The 18,936-nt window shown below is 47.9% G+C and carries 19 protein-coding genes; 11 read left to right on the forward strand and 8 right to left on the reverse strand.

Annotated features, from left to right (window positions below; translation table 11 throughout):
* Positions 1-3: 3 nt before the first annotated feature.
* Together ruvB and Q1A40_RS17475 are read left to right on the forward strand one after the other, a co-directional pair.
* Positions 4-1,014, forward strand: a complete 1,011-nt coding sequence (gene ruvB / locus Q1A40_RS17470; RefSeq protein ID WP_300002603.1) for a Holliday junction branch migration DNA helicase RuvB — start codon at positions 4-6, stop codon at positions 1,012-1,014.
* Between the two features lie 341 nt (positions 1,015-1,355).
* A complete protein-coding gene (locus Q1A40_RS17475) occupies positions 1,356-2,720 on the forward strand; it encodes a bifunctional diguanylate cyclase/phosphodiesterase (protein ID WP_300002606.1) in 1,365 nt (454 codons plus the stop codon).
* A gap of 39 nt (positions 2,721-2,759) precedes the next feature.
* Here the strand turns inward: Q1A40_RS17475 and Q1A40_RS17480 are convergent, their stop codons facing one another.
* Genes Q1A40_RS17480 through znuC form a run of 3 tightly spaced genes read right to left on the reverse strand, consistent with a single transcriptional unit; the run spans position 2,760 to position 4,808 of the window.
* Entirely contained in the window at positions 2,760-3,236 is a 477-nt protein-coding gene (locus Q1A40_RS17480; RefSeq protein ID WP_300002610.1) for a GNAT family N-acetyltransferase, read from the reverse strand.
* Positions 3,237-3,270: 34 nt separating this feature from the next.
* A complete protein-coding gene (znuB, locus tag Q1A40_RS17485) occupies positions 3,271-4,056 on the reverse strand; it encodes a zinc ABC transporter permease subunit ZnuB (protein WP_300002613.1) in 786 nt (261 codons plus the stop codon).
* Entirely contained in the window at positions 4,053-4,808 is a 756-nt protein-coding gene (znuC, locus tag Q1A40_RS17490; protein WP_300002616.1) for a zinc ABC transporter ATP-binding protein ZnuC, read from the reverse strand. The genes znuB and znuC overlap by 4 nt, the downstream gene beginning before the upstream one ends.
* A 79-nt stretch (positions 4,809-4,887) precedes the next feature.
* On the opposite strand from znuC, the gene znuA reads away from it, so the two are divergent.
* The 3 genes from znuA (at position 4,888) to lpxM (ending at position 8,428) form a co-directional block, all read left to right on the forward strand.
* Entirely contained in the window at positions 4,888-5,832 is a 945-nt protein-coding gene (gene znuA, locus Q1A40_RS17495) for a zinc ABC transporter substrate-binding protein ZnuA (protein WP_300002619.1), read from the forward strand.
* Between the two features lie 15 nt (positions 5,833-5,847).
* Positions 5,848-7,170, forward strand: coding sequence for a murein DD-endopeptidase MepM (mepM, locus tag Q1A40_RS17500; protein WP_300002621.1), 1,323 nt, complete (start codon positions 5,848-5,850; stop codon positions 7,168-7,170).
* A gap of 280 nt (positions 7,171-7,450) precedes the next feature.
* Positions 7,451-8,428 (forward strand): lauroyl-Kdo(2)-lipid IV(A) myristoyltransferase, encoded by a 978-nt coding sequence (gene lpxM, locus Q1A40_RS17505; RefSeq protein WP_300002623.1) that lies wholly within the window; start codon positions 7,451-7,453, stop codon positions 8,426-8,428.
* A gap of 71 nt (positions 8,429-8,499) precedes the next feature.
* Here the strand turns inward: lpxM and pyk are convergent, their stop codons facing one another.
* Together pyk and Q1A40_RS17515 are read right to left on the reverse strand one after the other, a co-directional pair.
* Positions 8,500-9,942, reverse strand: coding sequence for a pyruvate kinase (pyk, locus tag Q1A40_RS17510; RefSeq protein WP_300002625.1), 1,443 nt, complete (start codon positions 9,940-9,942; stop codon positions 8,500-8,502).
* 156 nt (positions 9,943-10,098) lie between these two features.
* Positions 10,099-10,941 (reverse strand): MurR/RpiR family transcriptional regulator, encoded by an 843-nt coding sequence (locus Q1A40_RS17515; protein WP_300002627.1) that lies wholly within the window; start codon positions 10,939-10,941, stop codon positions 10,099-10,101.
* A gap of 498 nt (positions 10,942-11,439) precedes the next feature.
* Between Q1A40_RS17515 and zwf the strand changes: the two genes are divergently transcribed.
* Positions 11,440-12,915: a glucose-6-phosphate dehydrogenase gene (gene zwf, locus Q1A40_RS17520; protein ID WP_300002629.1), complete on the forward strand. Its 1,476-nt coding sequence runs from the start codon at positions 11,440-11,442 to the stop codon at positions 12,913-12,915.
* Between the two features lie 537 nt (positions 12,916-13,452).
* Positions 13,453-14,094 carry a bifunctional 4-hydroxy-2-oxoglutarate aldolase/2-dehydro-3-deoxy-phosphogluconate aldolase gene (locus Q1A40_RS17525; RefSeq protein WP_300002631.1) on the forward strand — a complete coding sequence of 214 codons (642 nt, stop codon included), beginning with the start codon at positions 13,453-13,455 and terminating at the stop codon, positions 14,092-14,094.
* 89 nt (positions 14,095-14,183) lie between these two features.
* On the opposite strand, the gene purT is transcribed toward Q1A40_RS17525, so the two are convergent.
* A complete protein-coding gene (gene purT / locus Q1A40_RS17530; protein WP_300002634.1) occupies positions 14,184-15,365 on the reverse strand; it encodes a formate-dependent phosphoribosylglycinamide formyltransferase in 1,182 nt (393 codons plus the stop codon).
* Between the two features lie 133 nt (positions 15,366-15,498).
* Between purT and Q1A40_RS17535 the strand changes: the two genes are divergently transcribed.
* Positions 15,499-15,813: a YebG family protein gene (locus Q1A40_RS17535; protein WP_300002637.1), complete on the forward strand. Its 315-nt coding sequence runs from the start codon at positions 15,499-15,501 to the stop codon at positions 15,811-15,813.
* A 136-nt stretch (positions 15,814-15,949) separates the two neighbouring features.
* On the opposite strand, the gene exoX is transcribed toward Q1A40_RS17535, so the two are convergent.
* Both exoX and Q1A40_RS17545 read right to left on the reverse strand, forming a co-directional pair.
* The gene (exoX, locus tag Q1A40_RS17540) at positions 15,950-16,621 is read right to left on the reverse strand and encodes an exodeoxyribonuclease X (protein ID WP_300002640.1); all 672 of its coding nucleotides are present in this window, start codon (positions 16,619-16,621) and stop codon (positions 15,950-15,952) included.
* A gap of 94 nt (positions 16,622-16,715) precedes the next feature.
* Entirely contained in the window at positions 16,716-16,946 is a 231-nt protein-coding gene (locus Q1A40_RS17545) for a DNA polymerase III subunit theta (RefSeq protein WP_300002643.1), read from the reverse strand.
* Positions 16,947-17,198: 252 nt separating this feature from the next.
* Between Q1A40_RS17545 and yobA the strand changes: the two genes are divergently transcribed.
* Genes yobA through Q1A40_RS17560 form a run of 3 tightly spaced genes read left to right on the forward strand, consistent with a single transcriptional unit; the run spans position 17,199 to position 18,826 of the window.
* Positions 17,199-17,573: a CopC domain-containing protein YobA gene (yobA, locus tag Q1A40_RS17550; RefSeq protein ID WP_300002646.1), complete on the forward strand. Its 375-nt coding sequence runs from the start codon at positions 17,199-17,201 to the stop codon at positions 17,571-17,573.
* 5 nt (positions 17,574-17,578) lie between these two features.
* Complete coding sequence (copD, locus tag Q1A40_RS17555) at positions 17,579-18,451, forward strand: copper homeostasis membrane protein CopD (protein ID WP_300002649.1); 873 nt, start codon at positions 17,579-17,581, stop codon at positions 18,449-18,451.
* A gap of 27 nt (positions 18,452-18,478) precedes the next feature.
* Positions 18,479-18,826 (forward strand): YebY family protein, encoded by a 348-nt coding sequence (locus tag Q1A40_RS17560; protein ID WP_300002652.1) that lies wholly within the window; start codon positions 18,479-18,481, stop codon positions 18,824-18,826.
* The last annotated feature ends 110 nt before the right edge of the window (positions 18,827-18,936 follow it).

Consider the following 18,936-nt stretch of genomic DNA (forward strand, 5'->3'; position numbering starts at 1 on the left):
AGAATGATTGAAGCAGACCGTCTGGTCTCATCCGGAACTATCACCCCGGATGAGTTAATCGACAGGGCCATCCGTCCTAAGCAGCTGTCTGACTATGTGGGGCAGCCCCATGTCCGCTCGCAGATGGAAATTTTTATCCAGGCGGCGAAACTGCGCGGTGATGCCCTCGATCATCTGTTGATCTTTGGCCCGCCCGGGCTCGGTAAAACCACGTTGGCGAACATTGTTGCTAATGAAATGGGCGTTAACTTGCGTACGACTTCTGGCCCGGTGCTGGAAAAAGCCGGCGACCTGGCGGCGATGCTGACCAACCTCGAACCCCATGATGTGCTGTTTATTGATGAGATCCATCGCTTGTCGCCGGTAGTTGAAGAAGTACTCTATCCGGCGATGGAGGATTATCAGCTGGATATTATGATTGGTGAAGGCCCTGCAGCACGTTCGATTAAAATAGACTTGCCGCCCTTCACTCTGGTCGGAGCAACCACGCGTGCCGGTTCACTGACTTCACCGTTACGCGACCGTTTTGGTATCGTCCAGCGACTTGAGTTCTATCAGGTTGCCGATCTTCAGCATATCGTCGGACGTAGCGCTGCAGTACTGGGCCTGGAGATGAGCGAAGAGGGTGCGCTGGAAATTGCCCGCCGTGCACGAGGCACACCGCGAATTGCCAACCGCCTGTTACGCCGGGTGCGAGATTTCGCCGAGGTACGTTATGATGGCGTCATCAGCGCAGAAGTGGCCTCTCAGGCTCTTGATATGCTCAATGTCGATAGCGAAGGCTTCGACTATATGGATCGCAAACTGCTGTTGGCAGTGATTGATAAGTTCCTCGGCGGTCCGGTTGGCCTGGATAACCTTGCGGCGGCCATTGGTGAAGAACGAGAAACTATCGAAGATGTGCTAGAACCCTTTTTAATTCAGCAAGGCTTCTTGCAACGAACACCGAGAGGACGAATCACCACGCCAAGGGCCTGGAGCCACTTTGGTATTACCCCGCCTGAAATGCCTTAAAGAGAGTATAAAAAGGAATCTCCTCCCGATTACGTGGCATCAACTCTGATGCTACGTTTCTGATATTTTCTGCTCTAAGTCTCCAGAAACCTTCGCGAATATCTTTAAGTCTGTAGCAATTGTAAGTATCCTCTATACTTACAATTCTAGCTGTCAGGCTGCAAATGACTTGTATATGACTGGTGGAAAATAATGATATCTCCGGAGGGAGACAGGTTTTCAGTAGGCCGCCCGAATCGTTTTGGGTGCAGAGTGTGGGCTGCTCCAGTTGTTTCCTGAACAGACCAACGACTGGCAAATATCAACAGATATGGGTAAGCGTATAAGGAACGAATAATATAATGCCTCACATATCCTCAGCTTTTATTCCGGCAGCGGCTCACGCGACTTATCTGTGTCGTATCGCGGCATATACCGCTGTGGCGATTGCTCTCGGCTGGTTTAGCTACTTTATCTGGTCAAAGGAGTGGGATCTTGCCGTATCGCTAATTATTCTCGCCTTTGTTACGCTTCCCTGCTGGGTTATGGCAATGCGTGGTCTTTTTTTCCGTAGCCTGCTCATTGCACAAATTACCTGCTTATTGTTTGTCGGTTTTTTCTGCTATCGATACGATGTTTCAAATCAGCTGTTCCAGCGAAGCACCCACTTATATATTCCGACGATAGCCTTGGTAGGTTATATTAGTTATCAGCAAACGAAGTCAAAATTTCAAATTTTTATTATTTTAATCAGCTTGGTGTTATTTATTTTATTCAGCAGTAATGTCCATTTTTTATCGATGGATAATAGCACCGTCCGGCATTTTCAGATGGTGAGTTCGTGGATAAATCCGTTGCTTTCCACGCTATTATTTGTCGGTGTGATTGTGGCTATGCATACTGATTTTTCTAAAAGAAAGAAGAGTGTCAAGGCTATCCAGAATGCCTTATACAACGATCAGTTCATTCTTTTATATCAACCCGTGGTTAACCTGAAAGGCAGAGTCACTGGAGCGGAAGCGCTTATTCGCTGGAATCATCCATCCTCCGGGTTAATTTCACCTGTGACATTTATCCCTGACGCCCAACAGGCTGGGATGATGCCAATGATTGGTGAGTGGGTAATTGCTCAGGCCTTTAACGATTTACTGCGGTGGCAAGAAAATGCAGAGACACGTCATTTAACAGTGTCAATTAATATCACCACCGATCATTTTATGCAGCCTGATTTTGTGCGTAAGTTACTCCAGCAGGCGCAAGTCAAAAACATACCTTGCCGACAAGTGCGTCTGGAATTGACGGAAAGTGTCTTTATTTCCGAACCCCATATTGTTGCCGCTAAAATGGATGAATTAGCAGCTGCTGGTTTTACGTTCGCACTCGATGATTTCGGGACCGGTTTTTCTGCCTTAAGTACCTTGCGTAAGCTGCCGCTTAATCAAATTAAGATCGATCGTAGTTTTGTCACGGGCGCCAGTACTAATACTAAAGGCGTCGTTATTGCGAGAAATATTGCCAGAATGGGTACTGAGTTAGGATTAGAAGTGGTGGCTGAGGGAATAGAAACACCTTATCAATGGTCAATTATGAAAGAGTATGGCTGTACTGTTTTTCAAGGATTCCTGTTTTCGCGGCCGGTAAGTGTTGCCGACTTTATCCTCTTTGTGAGCAGTCATTCCCATCATGATACTGAATACAGTGCATCAGGTTACTTGTCTCATCGCTGAGCCAGTATAGTAAGAGCAGTACCGGCGCTTGCTTTCTGCTCAGTCTGTTATGGTTTTGCTCATATTGATCCCTGTAACACCGAAACCACTTTTTTCATAGACGTGTTGTGCCCGGCTATTGTCTCCGGCAACACGTAAACGAATTTGCTGAAAATTCTGTTCACGCAAATTTTTCTCAAGAGCCTGAAGGGCTTTTTTACCCAATCCCTGTCCCTGATAGTCATTAAAAATATGAAAATCATAGATAAATACCGTTCGCATGGCGGTATCCGGCTTGTACCAGAGATACCCCACATGCTGTTCTTTTTGCCCAGGGCTAACCGTCAGACAGAGTAAAACTTGTCCGGGGGTATGCACACCGTCAGGAAGGTCTTCGGCGATTTCTTGTTTAGCCCTGAGCCGTGAATCATCAAGAGACAGGCGATAGTTTGAGGTAATTTCCTGCGCATAATCAGCAATAAAATACGTCAGGTAAGCGGGATATTCATCCTCGCGCATTGGGCGAAACGTTATCATAATTTTTTCCTTACCTGACGGTTTTACTGGTGATTCACGCACTCTGCTTTTTCAACATAGAGAGAATAAAGAGCACCGCAGAGGCCAGTACCACCGATGGTCCGGCGGGGGTGTCATACAGAGCAGAAAATGCCAGTCCGCCTGTCACTGAAATCATTCCTGTCAATACTGCCACGGCGGCCATCTGTTCTGGCGTACGGGCAAAACGTCGTGCGGTGGCTGCGGGGATTATCAATAACGAGGTAATAATCAGCGCACCAACAAACTTCATTGCCACACCAATGGTCAGTGCCGTTATTAGCATGAGCAGCATTTTGGTTCGTTGCAGATTGACGCCATCAACATGAGCGAGATCGGGACTGATGGTCATAGCCAGTAAATTACGCCACTGCCAGGCCAGGACTCCGCATACGATAGCAACACCTGAGGCGATGGTGATGATATCGTCCAACGTGACTGATAGCAGATCGCCAAACAAATAAGCCATTAAATCGACCCGCACATTCCCCATCAAACTGACGACGACCAGACCTAAGGAGAGGGCACTGTGGGCCATAATACCCAGCAGAGTATCGATAGCCAGATGCGGCCTTCTTTCCAGCCATACCAGTCCCAGCGCCATCAATAAAGTGACAGCGATAACCGCATAGAATGGATTAACGTTAAGCAACAAACCAAAAGCGACACCTAATAGCGAAGCATGCGCCAGCGTATCGCCAAAATAGGACATCCGACGCCAGACGACAAAAGAGCCGAGAGGGCCTGCGGCACAAGCAAGCAGAATACCGGCCAGCCAGCCGGGAAGTAATAGCTCAATCATGACTGACTCTTTCCTTTGCGCAGAATGATGCGACCGTGCAAATCGTGACGATGATTATGGTGATGACGATAAACCGCGAGTTGTTCAGCACCGACGGGGCCAAACATGGAGATAAATTCAGGGTGAGTCGAAACGACTTCGGGCGTGCCAGAACAACAAATATGTTGATTCAAGCATAGTACATCATCCGTTTTGGCCATCACCAGATGCAGGTCATGGGACACCATTAATACCGCACAGCCCAGTTCATGACGCAGCTTATCAATCAAGTTATACAGCGATAGCTGTCCGTTCACATCTACGCCTTGGGTAGGTTCATCTAATACCAGTAATTGCGGTTTATTCAGCAGAGCACGCGCCAGTAATACACGCTGATTTTCCCCCCCGGATAGCTTTTGCATCGGGGCATTAAGCAGGTGAGCTGCCTGCACGCGTTGCAGAGCAGGCAGGATATCCGCTTTTTTGACACCGGGGCGTAAGCGCATAAAGCGATCGACGGTTAAGGGGAGGGTGATATCCAGATGCAGTTTCTGAGGCACATACCCAATACGCAGATTATTATCGCATTTGATAAGCCCGGTATCAGGCTTAACCAGCCCGAGTACCACACGGACCAGGGTAGATTTACCCGCGCCATTGGGTCCCAGCAGCGTCATGATCCGCCCAGCCGTTAACGACAGAGAGATATCATTCAGGACACGCCGCTGTCCGAAAAAAACAGAAATATGTTCGAGCTCAACCAAATTTATCATGACTATTTTAGGGGTTGCAGAAATTAACGAATGTTATAATATCACAACTCCTCATCTTGTCACGATGGTAATTTTCATTATGTTACATAAAAAAACACTTCTTTTTGCAGCTTTGTCTACGGTACTGACTGCGGCTCCTGTATTGAGTGCCAATGCGGCCGTTGTAGCGTCAATTAAACCGTTGGGCTTTATCGCTTCAGCCATTGCTGATGGGGTCACAGATACCGAAGTTTTACTGCCAGATGGAGCGTCTGAGCATGATTACGCACTTAAGCCATCAGACGTAAAACGCTTACAGGGCGCGGACTTAGTCGTATGGGTAGGCCCTGAGATGGAAGCGTTTATGCAGAAGTCGGTGCGTCAGTTACCGGAACAAAAACAGCTCGAATTATCCGCTCTTGCACCCGTAAAACCTCTGCTAATGAAGGGCAGTGATGATGATGACCATGATCATGATCACGCTCATGAATCAGGTGAAAAAAGTGGCGAAGATCACCATCATGGAGACTATAATTTACACATCTGGCTTTCACCTGAAGTGGCGCAGCTGTCAGCAGTTGCAATCCATGACAAATTAGTGGAACTTATGCCAGAACATAGAGACAAACTTGATGCTAACCTGCGTGATTTCACCTCTGGTCTTGCAGAGACGGATAAGCAGGTTAATTCCGTGCTCGCGCCGGTAAAAGGGAAAGGATACTTCGTTTTTCATGATGCCTATGGTTATTTCGAAAAACACTATGGCCTGACACCGCTAGGTCATTTTACCGTGAATCCTGAAATCCAACCGGGCGCGCAGCGTTTACATAAAATCAGAACAGAGTTGGTTGAGCATAAAGCGACTTGCGTTTTTGCTGAACCACAATTCAGGCCAGCGGTAATCCATGCCGTTGCCCAGGGAACGCAAGTGCGCACAGGCAGCTTGGACCCATTGGGCATCGGGGTTGTGTTGGGTAAAGACAGCTATATGCAGTTTTTGACCCAGTTATCTGACCAGTATGCGAGCTGTCTGAAAGGAGAATAATGAGGAATTTACTACGTGCAACAGATAGCCCGCTCTGTCGCCACAGCATTTGATAATTTGTCACGACCTCACCGCGTTATGCTGGGGTCGCTGACAGTTCTTACTCTCGCGGTCGCAGTATGGCGTCCAAGTGTCTATCATCCGGTAGGCTCTTCAGTCAGTAAGATTATCGAGCTAGACAAAACCGAGTCCCGTACGTTATTACCTGAAGCCAGTGAACCACTGGAACAAGCGCCGAATGCTGATGACGATATCATCCCACAAGATGAGCTCGATGAAAAAACAGCCAATGAAGCGGGTGTTCACGAGTATGTGGTTTCATCGGGCGATACCCTCAGTAGTATTCTTAACCAGTATGGCATCGATATGGGCGATATCAGCCAGATCGCTGCCATAGATAAAGATCTGCGTAATCTTAAGATAGGACAACAGATTTCCTGGACCCTCACGGACAGTGGCGACCTTCAGCGTTTAACCTGGGAAGTGTCTCGCCGTGAAACCCGCACCTACGATCGTACCGGTAACAGTTTTAAACTGAGCACGGCGATTCAGCAGGGAGAGTGGGTTAATCGTGTACTGACCGGTACCGTGAATGGCAGTTTTATCACAAGCGCCCGACAAGCGGGACTCTCTAATTCAGAAATTAACTCTGTCATTAAAGCCATGCAGTGGCAGATGGATTTCCGCAAGCTGAAAAAAGGCGACGCCTTCTCGGTTTTACTGTCACGTGAAATGCTCGATGGTAAACGCGAACAAAGTGAGTTAGTTGGCGTCCGTCTGCGTAGCGATGGTAAAGACTATTACGCGGTTCGTGCTGAAGACGGTAAATTCTATGATAAGAATGGAGCCGGTCTGGCGAAAGGCTTTATGCGTTTTCCTACCACTAAACAATTCCGCGTTTCTTCGGGCTTTAATCCGCGTCGCCTTAACCCGGTGACTGGGCGTATTGCGCCGCACAAGGGTGTTGACTTTGCTATGCCACAAGGTACGCCAGTGATGGCCGTCGGTGATGGTGAAGTGGTGATGGCGAAACACAGCGGTGCAGCAGGCTATCTGGTTGCAATTCGCCACGGTCGTTCTTATACCACGCGTTATATGCATTTGAAAAAGCTGTTAGTTAAGCCTGGACAGAAAGTAAAACGTGGAGACCATATTGCACTCTCTGGTAATACAGGCCGCTCTACAGGCCCTCATTTGCACTATGAAGTATGGATTAACCAGCAGGCAGTTAATCCGCTGACGGCTAAGTTGCCGCGCTCTGAGGGGCTGACAGGGAAGGAACGTCGTGATTACCTGGCGCAAGTCCGCGATGTGGTTCCTAAGCTCGCGCTAAACTAATACACTCTTCTTTGAAAGCCGGTACGTGTACCGGCTTCAGATTGCTGGCAAAGAAGGAAAAAACGTGGTTTTTCCTTCTTTGAGTTATCTGCCGAAAATCAATGAATTGATTTTCCTGTTTATTTTCGTAAATAAGCGCTGAAAATCAGATATCACTTTAGCTTTGCCATTAATCTCAAGCCGGTACGTGTACCGGCTTTTTATTTTGTGCGGCGGGCTGGACGCCGTTATGATATCGGCATTGTTTTTCGTCAATTTACTGACGCCGATGAGTATCTGTATGGAAAAAAATAAAAAAAATCACAGCGAGTTTATCCCTGAATTTAAAAAATCCTTTTTTCACCCGCGCTATTGGGGCGCATGGCTGGGTGTTGGCGCATTTGCAGGCCTGGCATTGCTGCCACCGGGTTTACGTGATCCGCTCCTGGGTAAAGTAGGTCGTGTTGCGGGGCGGCTGGCAAAGAGCGCACGTCGTCGTGCGCAAATTAATCTGCTCTACTGTTTTCCTGAACTGCCAGAAGCTGAGCGTGAACAGATTATCGATCGGATGTTTATGACCGCGCCACAGGCGATGGTGCTGATGGCTGAGCTGGGCTTGCGTGACCCTAAAAAAGTCATGCAACGCGTCGACTGGCATGGCAAAGAGCTTATTGATGAATTACAGGCGCGTGGCGAAAATGTGATTTTCCTTGTTCCTCATGGTTGGGCTGTGGATATTCCTGCAATGTTAATGGCCTCTCAGGGGCAAAAAATGGCCGCTATGTTCCATAATCAGGGCAATCAGCTATTTGATTATGTCTGGAATACGGTACGCCGTCGTTTTGGTGGGCGTATGCATGCGCGTAATGACGGTATTAAACCTTTTATTAGTTCAGTACGTCAGGGCTACTGGGGCTATTATTTACCGGATCAGGATCACGGTGCTGAACATAGCGAATTCGTCGATTTTTTTGCCACCTATAAAGCGACACTACCAGCGATTGGCCGCTTAATGAAGGTCTGTCGGGCGCGTGTTATTCCGCTATTTCCAGTCTATAACGGTACCACTCATCGGCTGGATGTCTATATTCGCCCGCCAATGGACGATTTGCTTGAGGCTGATGACCATACTATTGCGCGTCGTATGAACGAGGAAGTCGAGTTATTGGTCGGGCCATACCCGGAACAATATACCTGGATCCTGAAATTGCTGAAAACACGTAAAGCAGGCGAAACCGAGCCATATTGCCGGGATGAACTCTATCCTAAAAAGAAATAACTATAGAAATAAAGGAGGGAAAACAAGACTGTTTTCCCTCCTTTGACTTACCTGAACGCGCTCAGACAGATTTATTCTACTCGCAAGATACGGGTGGTGTTCGCCGTGCCGATTGCCCCCATCACGTCTCCCTGAGTGACGATAACTAAATCACCGGACAGCAGATAACCTTTATCTCGCAGCAGTATGACTGCATCATTAGCTGCAGCCACACCGTCAGTGTTCATCTCGCAACGAACAGGTGTGACACCACGATAGAGTGAAATCAGGTTCAGGGTGCTTTCATGACGAGACAGACCAAAAATAGGTAAGCCGGAACTGATACGTGAAGTCATCAATGCAGTCCGACCGGACTCCGTCATGGTAATTATCGCGGTAATGCCTTTCAGGTGGTTTGCAGCATACATCGCAGACATAGCGATAGCTTCTTCCACATTATCAAATTCAACATCGAGGCGATGTTTAGAAACATTGATACTCGGGATTTTTTCAGCGCCCATACAAACACGCGCCATTGCCGCAACCGTTTCAGCAGGGTACTGACCCGCAGCGGTTTCAGCTGACAACATCACGGCATCTGTACCATCCAGCACGGCGTTAGCTACGTCCATGACTTCAGCACGGGTTGGCATTGGATTGGTTATCATCGATTCCATCATCTGCGTCGCCGTGATGACGGCACGATTCAGCTTACGTGCGCGACGAATCAGTGTTTTCTGGATGCCGACCAGCTCAGGATCGCCGATCTCAACCCCTAAATCACCGCGTGCAACCATCACAACGTCAGAAGCGAGGATGATATCATCCATGGCTGCTTCACTGGCTACCGCTTCAGCACGCTCAACTTTAGAGACGATTTTTGCATTACAGCCGGCTTCACGCGCCAGTCGACGAGCATAGTTTAAGTCTTCACCGCAGCGCGGGAAGGAAACAGCAAGATAGTCGACACCAATTTTCGCCGCGATCAGGATATCCGCTTTGTCTTTTTCTGTCAGCGCTTCGGCTGACAGACCACCGCCTAACTTATTGATACCTTTATTATTTGATAACGGCCCGGCAACTGTCACTTCGGTGAAAACCTTGAGTCCTTCAACCTTCAGGACTTTCAGTTGAACACGACCATCATCGAGTAACAGTATATCTCCCGGAACCACATCAGCAGGCAAACCTTTATAGTCGATACCGACTTGTTCTTTATCGCCTTCGCCTTTGCCTAACTCGGCATCCAGCAAAAATTTGTCGCCAATATTCAGGAATACTTTACCTTCTTTGAAGGTAGAAACGCGGATTTTAGGACCCTGCAGGTCTCCCAGAATCGCAACATGACGTCCGAGTTTTACTGCAATCTCGCGCACTTTATTGGCACGTAACTGGTGATCTTCAGCAGAACCATGTGAGAAGTTCATTCGAACCACGTTGGCACCTGCAGCAATAATCTTTTCCAGATTATTATCACGATCGGTTGCCGGGCCTAAAGTGGTAACGATTTTGGTTCTACGTAGCCGTCTGGACATGTATTACTCCGTTGACTTGAACAACAATAATGTTGTGTGAATAATGGCGCAATTAATAAGCGCGATAATAACTTAACGAATAAGCTAACTGAATGTATTGATAAGTTACAGCCTCGAGGTAAAAAAATTCACGCATTTACCATTCTCAGCAAAGCGTTACTTATCAAAACGTGACTCTTTAAGAGCTTCTTTAACGCGTTTCAGATTGGTTCTGAATTTAGCCCCATGATGTAAAATAAACCCTGTCGCCAGGACATCAATCACGGTTAACTGGGCAAGACGAGAAATCATTGGCATATAAATGTCGGTATCTTCCGGCACATCCAGTAACAGCGCCAGCGTCGCTTCACGGGACAGCGGGCTATCCTCAGACGTAATCGCCAGGACTGTTGCACCATTTTCCCGCGCCAGTTGTGCGAGTTGTACTAAACTTTTCGTTCGGCCGGTATGGGAGATAAGCACAACCACATCCTGCTCGCTGCAGTTCATACAGCTCATGCGCTGGACAACAATATCATCGGAATAAATGACGGGAATGTTAAAGCGGAAGAATTTATTCATCGCATCATGAGCGACGGCGGCGGATGAGCCGAGACCGAAAAAAGCGAGGGTTCTGGCCTGTGTCAGAAGGTCAACAGCCTGATTGACAACACTGATGTCCAGACCCTGACGCACGCGAGCCAGAGCCGCCATCGATGATTCGAATATTTTATCCGTATAGGATCCTACGCTGTCGGACTCTTCTACATGACGGTTTACGTAAGGCGTCCCCTTGGCCAGACTTTGTGCAAGATGCAATTTAAAGTCCGGGAAGCCTTTTGTTTCCAGGTGGCGGCAAAATCGATTGACGGTGGGCTCACTGACATTAGCGCGACGAGCGAGTATGGCGATACTGGAGTGTATCGTTTCTTCTGGTTCGGCGAGGATAACTTCGGCAACTTTACGTTCTGACTTACTCAGCAACGTTAGTTGTGACTGAATTTTATCCAGAATATTCATAAAGTCAGGTATCCATCGGTTTGAGCGATTTCAGAAAAAGGAGAAATCGCAGCCTGGTTCAGCCAGAATACAGGTCAGCAAAAAAAAGAAAATATCTGAATTATGATGAGATTTCCTGGTTAATTTTCATTTCCTGCAATCGCCATCATACTTTCCATTCTTCGCACATAGTGAGTATAAAGCTTGCTGAATAACCACATTTTTTTTCGGTTTACTGATTGAGTATCGGCAAGTGACATGCATTATTTAGGGTCTATGATAAACCCATGGATTCAATAATGACAAAAATCGTTCAGAAATTATCGTTAATGTTGCGTCATCGTACCCTGTTTGAAGAAAAATGCAGAATAAAATGCGCAAATCAGGCTTAAAGGTTTACGACAAATTAGCAAAAGAAGTACATTGCATGTAATTAAATTACATGAGAGCTCCGGTTGACCCCTTACTCCAGGTGCGGGGGAGAGTACTAACCGGAATATCTGACACGAGGAGATAGACATGGCGGTAACGCAAACAGCCCAGGCGTGTGACCTGGTCATTTTCGGCGCAAAAGGCGATCTGGCACGTCGCAAACTGTTGCCATCGCTTTATCAGTTAGAAAAAGCGGGGCAAATTCACCCTGATACGCGTATTCTGGGTGTTGGTCGCGCGGACTGGGATAAAGCGGCATATACCCAGGTGGTACGCGAAGCGCTCGAAACCTTTATGAAAGAGTCTATTGACGAGACGTTATGGCAAAAGCTCAGTGCTCGCCTGGATTTCTGTAACCTCGATGTCGAAGATACCGCAAGTTTTGGCAAACTGGGTAAAATGCTGGATCAGACCCATCGTGTGACTATCAACTACTTCGCGATGCCGCCGAGTACGTTTGGTGCCATTTGCCGCGGTTTAGGTAAAGCGAAACTGAATGCCAAACCGGCTCGCGTAGTGATGGAAAAACCACTGGGGACCTCACTGGAAACTTCCCAGGAAATTAATGACCAGGTTGGCGAATTCTTTGAAGAGTGTCAGGTTTACCGTATCGACCATTATCTGGGCAAAGAAACGGTACTGAACTTACTGGCGCTGCGTTTTGCTAACGCTCTGTTCGTCAATAACTGGGATAACCGTACTATCGATCATGTGGAAATTACGGTAGCAGAAGAAGTGGGCATTGAAGGGCGCTGGGGCTATTTTGATAAAGCCGGCCAGATGCGCGATATGATCCAAAACCACCTGCTGCAAATTCTTTGTATGATTGCGATGTCTCCTCCTTCTAATCTCAGCGCAGACAGCATCCGTGACGAAAAAGTGAAAGTGTTGCAGGCTCTGCGCCGTATCGACCGTACCAACGTGCGTGAGAAAACGGTTCGTGGCCAGTACACTGCCGGTTTTGCTCAGGGTAAAAAAGTGCCGGGATATCTGGAAGAAGAAGGGGCAAATAAAACCAGTTCTACAGAAACATTTGTCTCTATCCGCGTTGATATCGATAACTGGCGTTGGGCAGGTGTGCCTTTCTACCTGCGTACTGGTAAACGTCTGCCAACCAAATGTTCTGAAGTTGTCGTGTATTTCAAAAACCCTGCGCTGAACTTGTTCAAAGACACCTGGCAGGAATTGCCTAAGAACAAACTGACTATTCGTCTGCAGCCGGATGAAGGGGTGGATATCCAGGTGCTTAACAAAGTGCCGGGTCTTGAGCATAAACATAATCTCCAGACGACCAAACTGGACTTAAGCTATTCAGAAACCTTTAACGAGACTCATCTGGCGGATGCTTACGAGCGCTTACTGCTTGAAACCATGCGCGGTATTCAGGCTCTGTTTGTACGCCGTGATGAAGTGGAAGAGGCCTGGAAATGGGTCGATTCCATTACAGAAGCCTGGGAAAGTGAAAGTGACGGTGTCAAACCGTATCAGGCAGGAACCTGGGGGCCCGTCGCTTCTGTGGCAATGATTACCCGCGATGGACATTCGTGGAATGAGTTTGAGTAATCGTTAATTGTTACCCGACAGCATATATGTTGTCGGGTATTTTTATCCTGTTCAAAAATTTTTTCTGCTCCAGAAATCTGCCTCAACTGTTTCATCGCCAGCAAATAGCCCGTGCTTTCATCAGCATCGGTAAACGAAATTCTCACACCGACGCATTCCCTCCCCACCGCGGCTGTAATCTTGATAAGTGATGAGTTCTTGTTCGCCTTCAGCCATGCGTTATGTTGCGGAGGAAGCCATCGCTGGCGTTTGTGAAGGGCAGGCTGATGGTGTGGTTCTGTGTCCGTGCTATATGGCAGTCGGTTTTGTGTCAAAAAAATGCTTCCTGAGTAAGAATTCCATAAACTTATGGGTGAACTTAATGTATTATTGAACCGTCATTTCATTTTTTATATTTTTGCTGATGTTTTTGATTATTGGCGAAAATTTTTCACCGGTTGAGTTGTTGAGCTTTGGGCTTGAGGAAAAAATGGTTCTTCACGGGTCTGGCTATGACACCGGTTCACTGATTTTAACGTGGGTAAAAGAGGTATTCAGATGAAAAACTGGCAAGCCACTGCGGAACAGATCCTGACAACAGGACCCGTCGTCCCGGTCATCGTAGTGAATAAACTGGAACACGCTGTTCCGATGGCCAAAGCGCTGGTCGCAGGTGGCGTTCGTGTGCTGGAAGTGACTTTACGCACCCCTTGTGCGCTGGATGCGATCCGCGCTATCGCGAAAGAAGTACCTGAAGCTATCGTGGGTGCGGGGACTGTTATTAATCCACAACAGTTAGCCGAGGTGACTGCCGCGGGTGCGCAGTTTGCCATTAGCCCGGGCCTCACTGAACCATTGCTGAAAGCAGCAACGGAAGGAACGATTCCCTTGATCCCGGGGATTAGTACCGTATCAGAACTGATGCTGGGTATGGACTATGGGTTGAAAGAGTTTAAATTCTTCCCGGCAGAAGCCAATGGTGGCACGAAAGCACTACAAGCGATTGCAGGTCCTTTCTCTCAGGTTCGTTTCTGTCCAACCGGCGGTATCTCTCTGGCCAACTATCGCGATTATCTGGCACTGAAAAGTGTGCTGTGTATCGGTGGCTCCTGGCTGGTGCCGCAAGATGCACTGGAAGCCGGTGATTACGATCGTATTACCCGCCTGGCACGTGAGGCCGTAGAAGGCGCAACGGCATAAGAGCAGGGGCCTGATTATCCTCATAGTAGGATGAGGCCTTGACTGGCAGGTGCCAGAAAATGCATACCAGGCACCTGCAGTGACAGATTTTATTCAGCCTTCGCCTGAATATGTGCTGCAGCATTTACCGCTTTGGCTACTGCTTCATCCACATTTGATGCGGTTGCCAGCACTACACCCATCCGACGTTTACCGCTTATTTCAGGTTTCCCAAATAAACGCAGCTGTAATCCGTTACCGGTCGCGGCGGCCAGATTATAATACTTCACATCGCGGCTATCTAACGTTGGCAAGAGAACCGCTGAGGCGGAAGGACCATACTGACGGATGCCCCCAACAGGTAAACCGAGAAACGCGCGGACATGCAGGGCAAACTCAGACAAATCCTGCGAAATAAGCGTCACCATGCCAGTATCATGCGGGCGAGGGGAGACTTCACTGAAAATAACATCATCGCCACAGACAAACAGTTCCACGCCGAATAAGCCATAGCCCCCTAAAGCACTGACCACCTGTTCAGCGATAACTTTGGCTTTACTGAGCGCAATATCACTCATTTGCTGTGGCTGCCATGACTCACGATAATCTCCATCTTCCTGGCGATGACCGATAGGGGCACAGAAATGTACACCATCGACAGCGCTGATGGTCAGCAGGGTTATCTCGAAGTCAAAGTTTACCACGCCTTCAACAATCACTCGCCCTTGACCTGCACGTCCACCGTGTTGCGCATAGCTCCATGCCTGTGAAAGCTGTTCTGGTGTGCGGATCATACTTTGACCTTTACCTGATGAACTCATCACTGGCTTAACAATGCAGGGATAGCCTGTCTCACTTACGGCCTGGCGGAAGGTTTCTTCGGAATCGGCAAACTGATAGCTGGACGTTGGAAGACCCAGTTCCTCAGCTGCCAGACGACGAATACCTTCACGGTTCATGGTGAGTTTGGCGGCGCGGGCGCAGGGGACAACATGCTGGCCCTGAGCTTCCAGTTCCAGCAGAGTATCGGTAGCAATCGCTTCAATTTCAGGAACAATAAAGTGGGGCTTTTCAAGTGCCACCAAAGCCTTGAGTGCAGCACCATCCAGCATATTAATCACATGACTTCGATGGGCTACATGCATAGCAGGGGCGTCAGGATAACGGTCGACAGCAATCACTTCGACCCCCAGACGCTGACATTCAATAGCGACTTCTTTGCCCAGTTCACCTGAGCCAAGCAACATAACACGTGTTGCCGCTGGACGCAGGGCGGTTCCTAAATTTGACATAGCGATAGGCCTTAATCGATAAAAAGACCGCCGCAGTATAAACGAAAACGTTTGCGTTGGAATGAGATCGCCTTGCCAGAGGCATATTTTTTTAATATACTGTATGAATAAACAGTCTAATGGGAGCCGGGATATGGCCGTTGAGATTAAATATATTGTTGTGAGAGAGGGGCAAGAAAAAATGGCCTTTACCAGTAAAAAAGATGCCGATGCTTACGACAAAATGCTGGACTTGGCTGACGCATTAACTGACTGGCTACAGACCAGCACCACGGTGATTGAAGATGAAGCCCGGGAACAGCTGGGTATGTGGATGGCCGAAAATAAAGACAGCCTCGCTGCTATTCTGAAAAACGGCAAACTTCCCCAGCCATCAGGCAGTGATGAAGTCGCTGCTGTCGAAAATATCAGCGAGCATGCCAGCCGTAAAAAGCGCGATGTCGCTTGAAAAACTATCGATTATGCCTGTACCCAAAATAATGTGGCTTGCAGGACAAAACATTAACGTTTTGAATAACGCGCATGCAACTTGAAGTATGAAGGGTATAAACCAGTGGTATCGCTGTGAACCACTGGTTTATCTGTCACGACTGGGCGATTTGTGTCAGGTGGTGATTCAACGTCAGGCGCAGCTCGGGTGTTAATGTTTTAATATTATTCAGCATCCAGCGTAAATAGCCCGGGTCCTGCTGGGCAATATCAGAAATTGCTCTCCCCCGGTACTTACCGAATGTCAGCGTGGTGACCAGCGCAGGGCGTCCCGTAATATCGACCATCTCTTCGGCTGACCAACCTGAATCGTCCATAATGCGTAACAATAATGCCGCAGTGATATAGCAGTCGAATAGAGCCCGGTGATGGTGTAACTCGGGCGGCGTGTTGACGTGTAATTTTAGCGATTTATACAGTCCCATATTGCTGTATTTCATGCCCGGCCACAAACGGCGAGCCAGTTTAACCGTACAAATCCAGTCCCCGTTTATCTCGGGTAACATACGCCTGTCGAAACTGGCATTATGCGCGACATAATAGGCACTTCCCTGATAACGCGGAACCACCTCTTCTATCCAGGGTTTGTCTGCCACCATTTGCTCGGTAATGTTATGAATGGCCATCGCCTGATGGCTGATAGGGCGATCAGGACGTACTAAGTCGCTCATTGGATTGGTAATTTGTCCGTCGACAATATCAACAGAGGCGACTTCGACGACGCCCCCTTGCAATCCACAGGTTTCTGTATCAATAACACGTAGCATGGTCGGTCCCCGTTTACTATTTATGGCCTGCTATCCTTATCAGGCGTTGAGCGTTTTTGTGACTGGAAAAATCAGCATCATACATTCAGGGCAATTATTTTAATTTTGGCTCATAAGGCAGCCTGGACAGATTCACAGACGCGGTGCGATGAATAGCAAGGCGTTCTTTGAACCAGTCGCGTAGCTGTTGTGGCTGTTCACGCTCAACCACTTCAGCAATGACCGGCATATTGTAGCGTTCTTTAAATGCGACCCCTGCTGCGGCAAGGTCAACGTTAATTTTATCCATCTCTTCAGGTGAGAGTTCCGCGAGATTATAGGTCATTATCTTCTCCGACAAAGGCTGGGCAAAAGTTACTGTTTTATTCCAGAGATAACAAGTTTTGTCAGTCAAATAAACGTAATCAGCCAGATGCTAACGTAACGGATAGCTATAATATCGGCAATAGTCGATTGAATGTAACATTCAGATAACATTAATAATCATGGGGGACTAAAAGTGCTTTCCGGCTCGACTTAACCCCCTTGTGAAGCTATTCTCACCGCTTCACCTGATAATAAAAAAGGAACCGTTAAGATGGCTATCACCACGAAACGTATTGTCCCGATTGTACTCCTTCTGACTGCGCTAGGCGCATCTTCGCAAGCCTTGGCCCATGCGCATCTTAAAAACCATTATCCCGCCTCTGATGCCGTGATGACATCGGCTCCGCAGGTGATTACCCTGGACTTCTCTGAAGGCATTGAACCTGGATTCAGTGGTATCAAAATCAGTGGACCTGAAAATAACAGAGTCAAAACGGCGAAAGCACAGCGTAGTGCTCAAGATGAAAAGCAACTGATTGTTCCGCTTGAGGAGACTCTGGTCCCCGGTGCTTATCTGGTGGAGTGGCATGTGGTATCGGTTGATGGCCATAAAACTAAAGGCAACTATCGGTTCTCCGTGAAATAATGGCGATGCTTTCGGCGTGTTACATTGCGCTGCGTTTTATCCACTTTGCGTCGCTAATACTGTTGTTTGGCTGCACGGTTTATAGTGTGTTATTAGCGCCCGGGGCGTTGCGAGGGGTATTGGTCCGACAGCTTCAGGTTGTCTGGCGTTCTGCCATTGGGGTCTCGTTAATCAGTGCCTGTCTGTTGCTTTGTGTACAAGGCGGGAAGATGGGAGATGGCTGGCTGGACGTCATTAACCCCTCGGTCTGGCTTATGGTGCTGGGAACCCAGTTTGGTCATATTTGGGCCTGGCTCCTGATCATGGCTGTTACGAGTGTCATTGTATTGGCAGTTCAGCCGCGGAAGATGCAAGCGTACTTATTGGTATTGACTGGTTTACAGCTAGTATTAATGGCTTGCGTCGGACATGCCTCCCTGCATGATGGTGGGATCGGTGTTCTTCATCGTGTCAACCATACCATTCACTTGCTGAGTGCGTCATTCTGGGTCGGGGGGTTACTGCCATTATTAGTTTGTATGCGGCTGGCGAGTAAAACGGCCTGGAGTGATATTGCTATTGAGTCCATGATGCGATTTTCCCGTTACGGACATCTGGCAGTTGCTGCTGTTATTATCAGCGGCATGATAAATAGTTTACTGATCATGGGCTGGAATATTCCCTTTGAAAGCAACTATTTTCGCTTGTTATTGCTTAAGGTAGTACTGGTTGGCGTGATGGTTATTCTGGCGCTAATCAATCGTTACTGGCTGGTAGCGAAATTTAACCATTCAGCCCTGGCAAAGCAGCAGTTTATCCGGCTGACCTGGCTGGAAGTGATATTATCAGCAGCAATATTGTTGCTGGTTAGCCTGTTTGCCACCCAGGAACCATTCTGAGAGTCACATAGGGTATATGAGAAACTGATGAGAAAAATTATTTTAACTTTATCCCTGCTTGCCTGTACCAGTGCGGCACTGGCTGCACCGAATATCATTACTGTCAGTCGCTTCGAGATAGGAAAGGATAAATGGGCCTTTAATCGCGAAGAGGTGATGTTAACCTGCCGGGGGGGTAACGCACTGTTTGCCATTAATCCAGGCACGTTGATGCAATATCCACTCAATGAAGTTGCAGAGGAGCAGGTTCTGAGTGGTATGACTAAGGGACAGCCTGTATCCGTTATTCTGATTGATTCGCCAGATAACCCAGGGAAAAAAATGAGTCTGGAGCCTTTTATCGAGCGTGCTCAGGCCTTGTGTAAGAAAGATTAACGGCAATAAAAAATTCGGCCGGGAAGCAGCACTAACTTCAGGAGTCTGTTGCTGTTTCCATTGCTGATAAAAGAGTGGAAATGTTTTTTACGTTATTTTCTGCGGAAACT

The sequence above is a fragment of the uncultured Cedecea sp. genome, from assembly GCF_947498825.1.
In the GTDB taxonomy this organism is placed as follows: Bacteria; Pseudomonadota; Gammaproteobacteria; order Enterobacterales; family Enterobacteriaceae; genus JGM124.

Coding starts and splice junctions, on each gene's coding strand:
- ruvB (WP_300002603.1), top strand. CDS start 4: ATGATTGAAGCAGACCGTCTGGTCTCATCCGGAACTATCACCCCGGAT.
- Q1A40_RS17475 (WP_300002606.1), top strand. CDS start 1,356: ATGCCTCACATATCCTCAGCTTTTATTCCGGCAGCGGCTCACGCGACT.
- Q1A40_RS17480 (WP_300002610.1), bottom strand. CDS start 3,236: ATGATAACGTTTCGCCCAATGCGCGAGGATGAATATCCCGCTTACCTG.
- znuB (WP_300002613.1), bottom strand. CDS start 4,056: ATGATTGAGCTATTACTTCCCGGCTGGCTGGCCGGTATTCTGCTTGCT.
- znuC (WP_300002616.1), bottom strand. CDS start 4,808: ATGATAAATTTGGTTGAGCTCGAACATATTTCTGTTTTTTTCGGACAG.
- znuA (WP_300002619.1), top strand. CDS start 4,888: ATGTTACATAAAAAAACACTTCTTTTTGCAGCTTTGTCTACGGTACTG.
- lpxM (WP_300002623.1), top strand. CDS start 7,451: ATGGAAAAAAATAAAAAAAATCACAGCGAGTTTATCCCTGAATTTAAA.
- pyk (WP_300002625.1), bottom strand. CDS start 9,942: ATGTCCAGACGGCTACGTAGAACCAAAATCGTTACCACTTTAGGCCCG.
- Q1A40_RS17515 (WP_300002627.1), bottom strand. CDS start 10,941: ATGAATATTCTGGATAAAATTCAGTCACAACTAACGTTGCTGAGTAAG.
- zwf (WP_300002629.1), top strand. CDS start 11,440: ATGGCGGTAACGCAAACAGCCCAGGCGTGTGACCTGGTCATTTTCGGC.
- Q1A40_RS17525 (WP_300002631.1), top strand. CDS start 13,453: ATGAAAAACTGGCAAGCCACTGCGGAACAGATCCTGACAACAGGACCC.
- purT (WP_300002634.1), bottom strand. CDS start 15,365: ATGTCAAATTTAGGAACCGCCCTGCGTCCAGCGGCAACACGTGTTATG.
- Q1A40_RS17535 (WP_300002637.1), top strand. CDS start 15,499: ATGGCCGTTGAGATTAAATATATTGTTGTGAGAGAGGGGCAAGAAAAA.
- exoX (WP_300002640.1), bottom strand. CDS start 16,621: ATGCTACGTGTTATTGATACAGAAACCTGTGGATTGCAAGGGGGCGTC.
- Q1A40_RS17545 (WP_300002643.1), bottom strand. CDS start 16,946: ATGACCTATAATCTCGCGGAACTCTCACCTGAAGAGATGGATAAAATT.
- yobA (WP_300002646.1), top strand. CDS start 17,199: ATGGCTATCACCACGAAACGTATTGTCCCGATTGTACTCCTTCTGACT.
- copD (WP_300002649.1), top strand. CDS start 17,579: ATGCTTTCGGCGTGTTACATTGCGCTGCGTTTTATCCACTTTGCGTCG.
- Q1A40_RS17560 (WP_300002652.1), top strand. CDS start 18,479: ATGAGAAAAATTATTTTAACTTTATCCCTGCTTGCCTGTACCAGTGCG.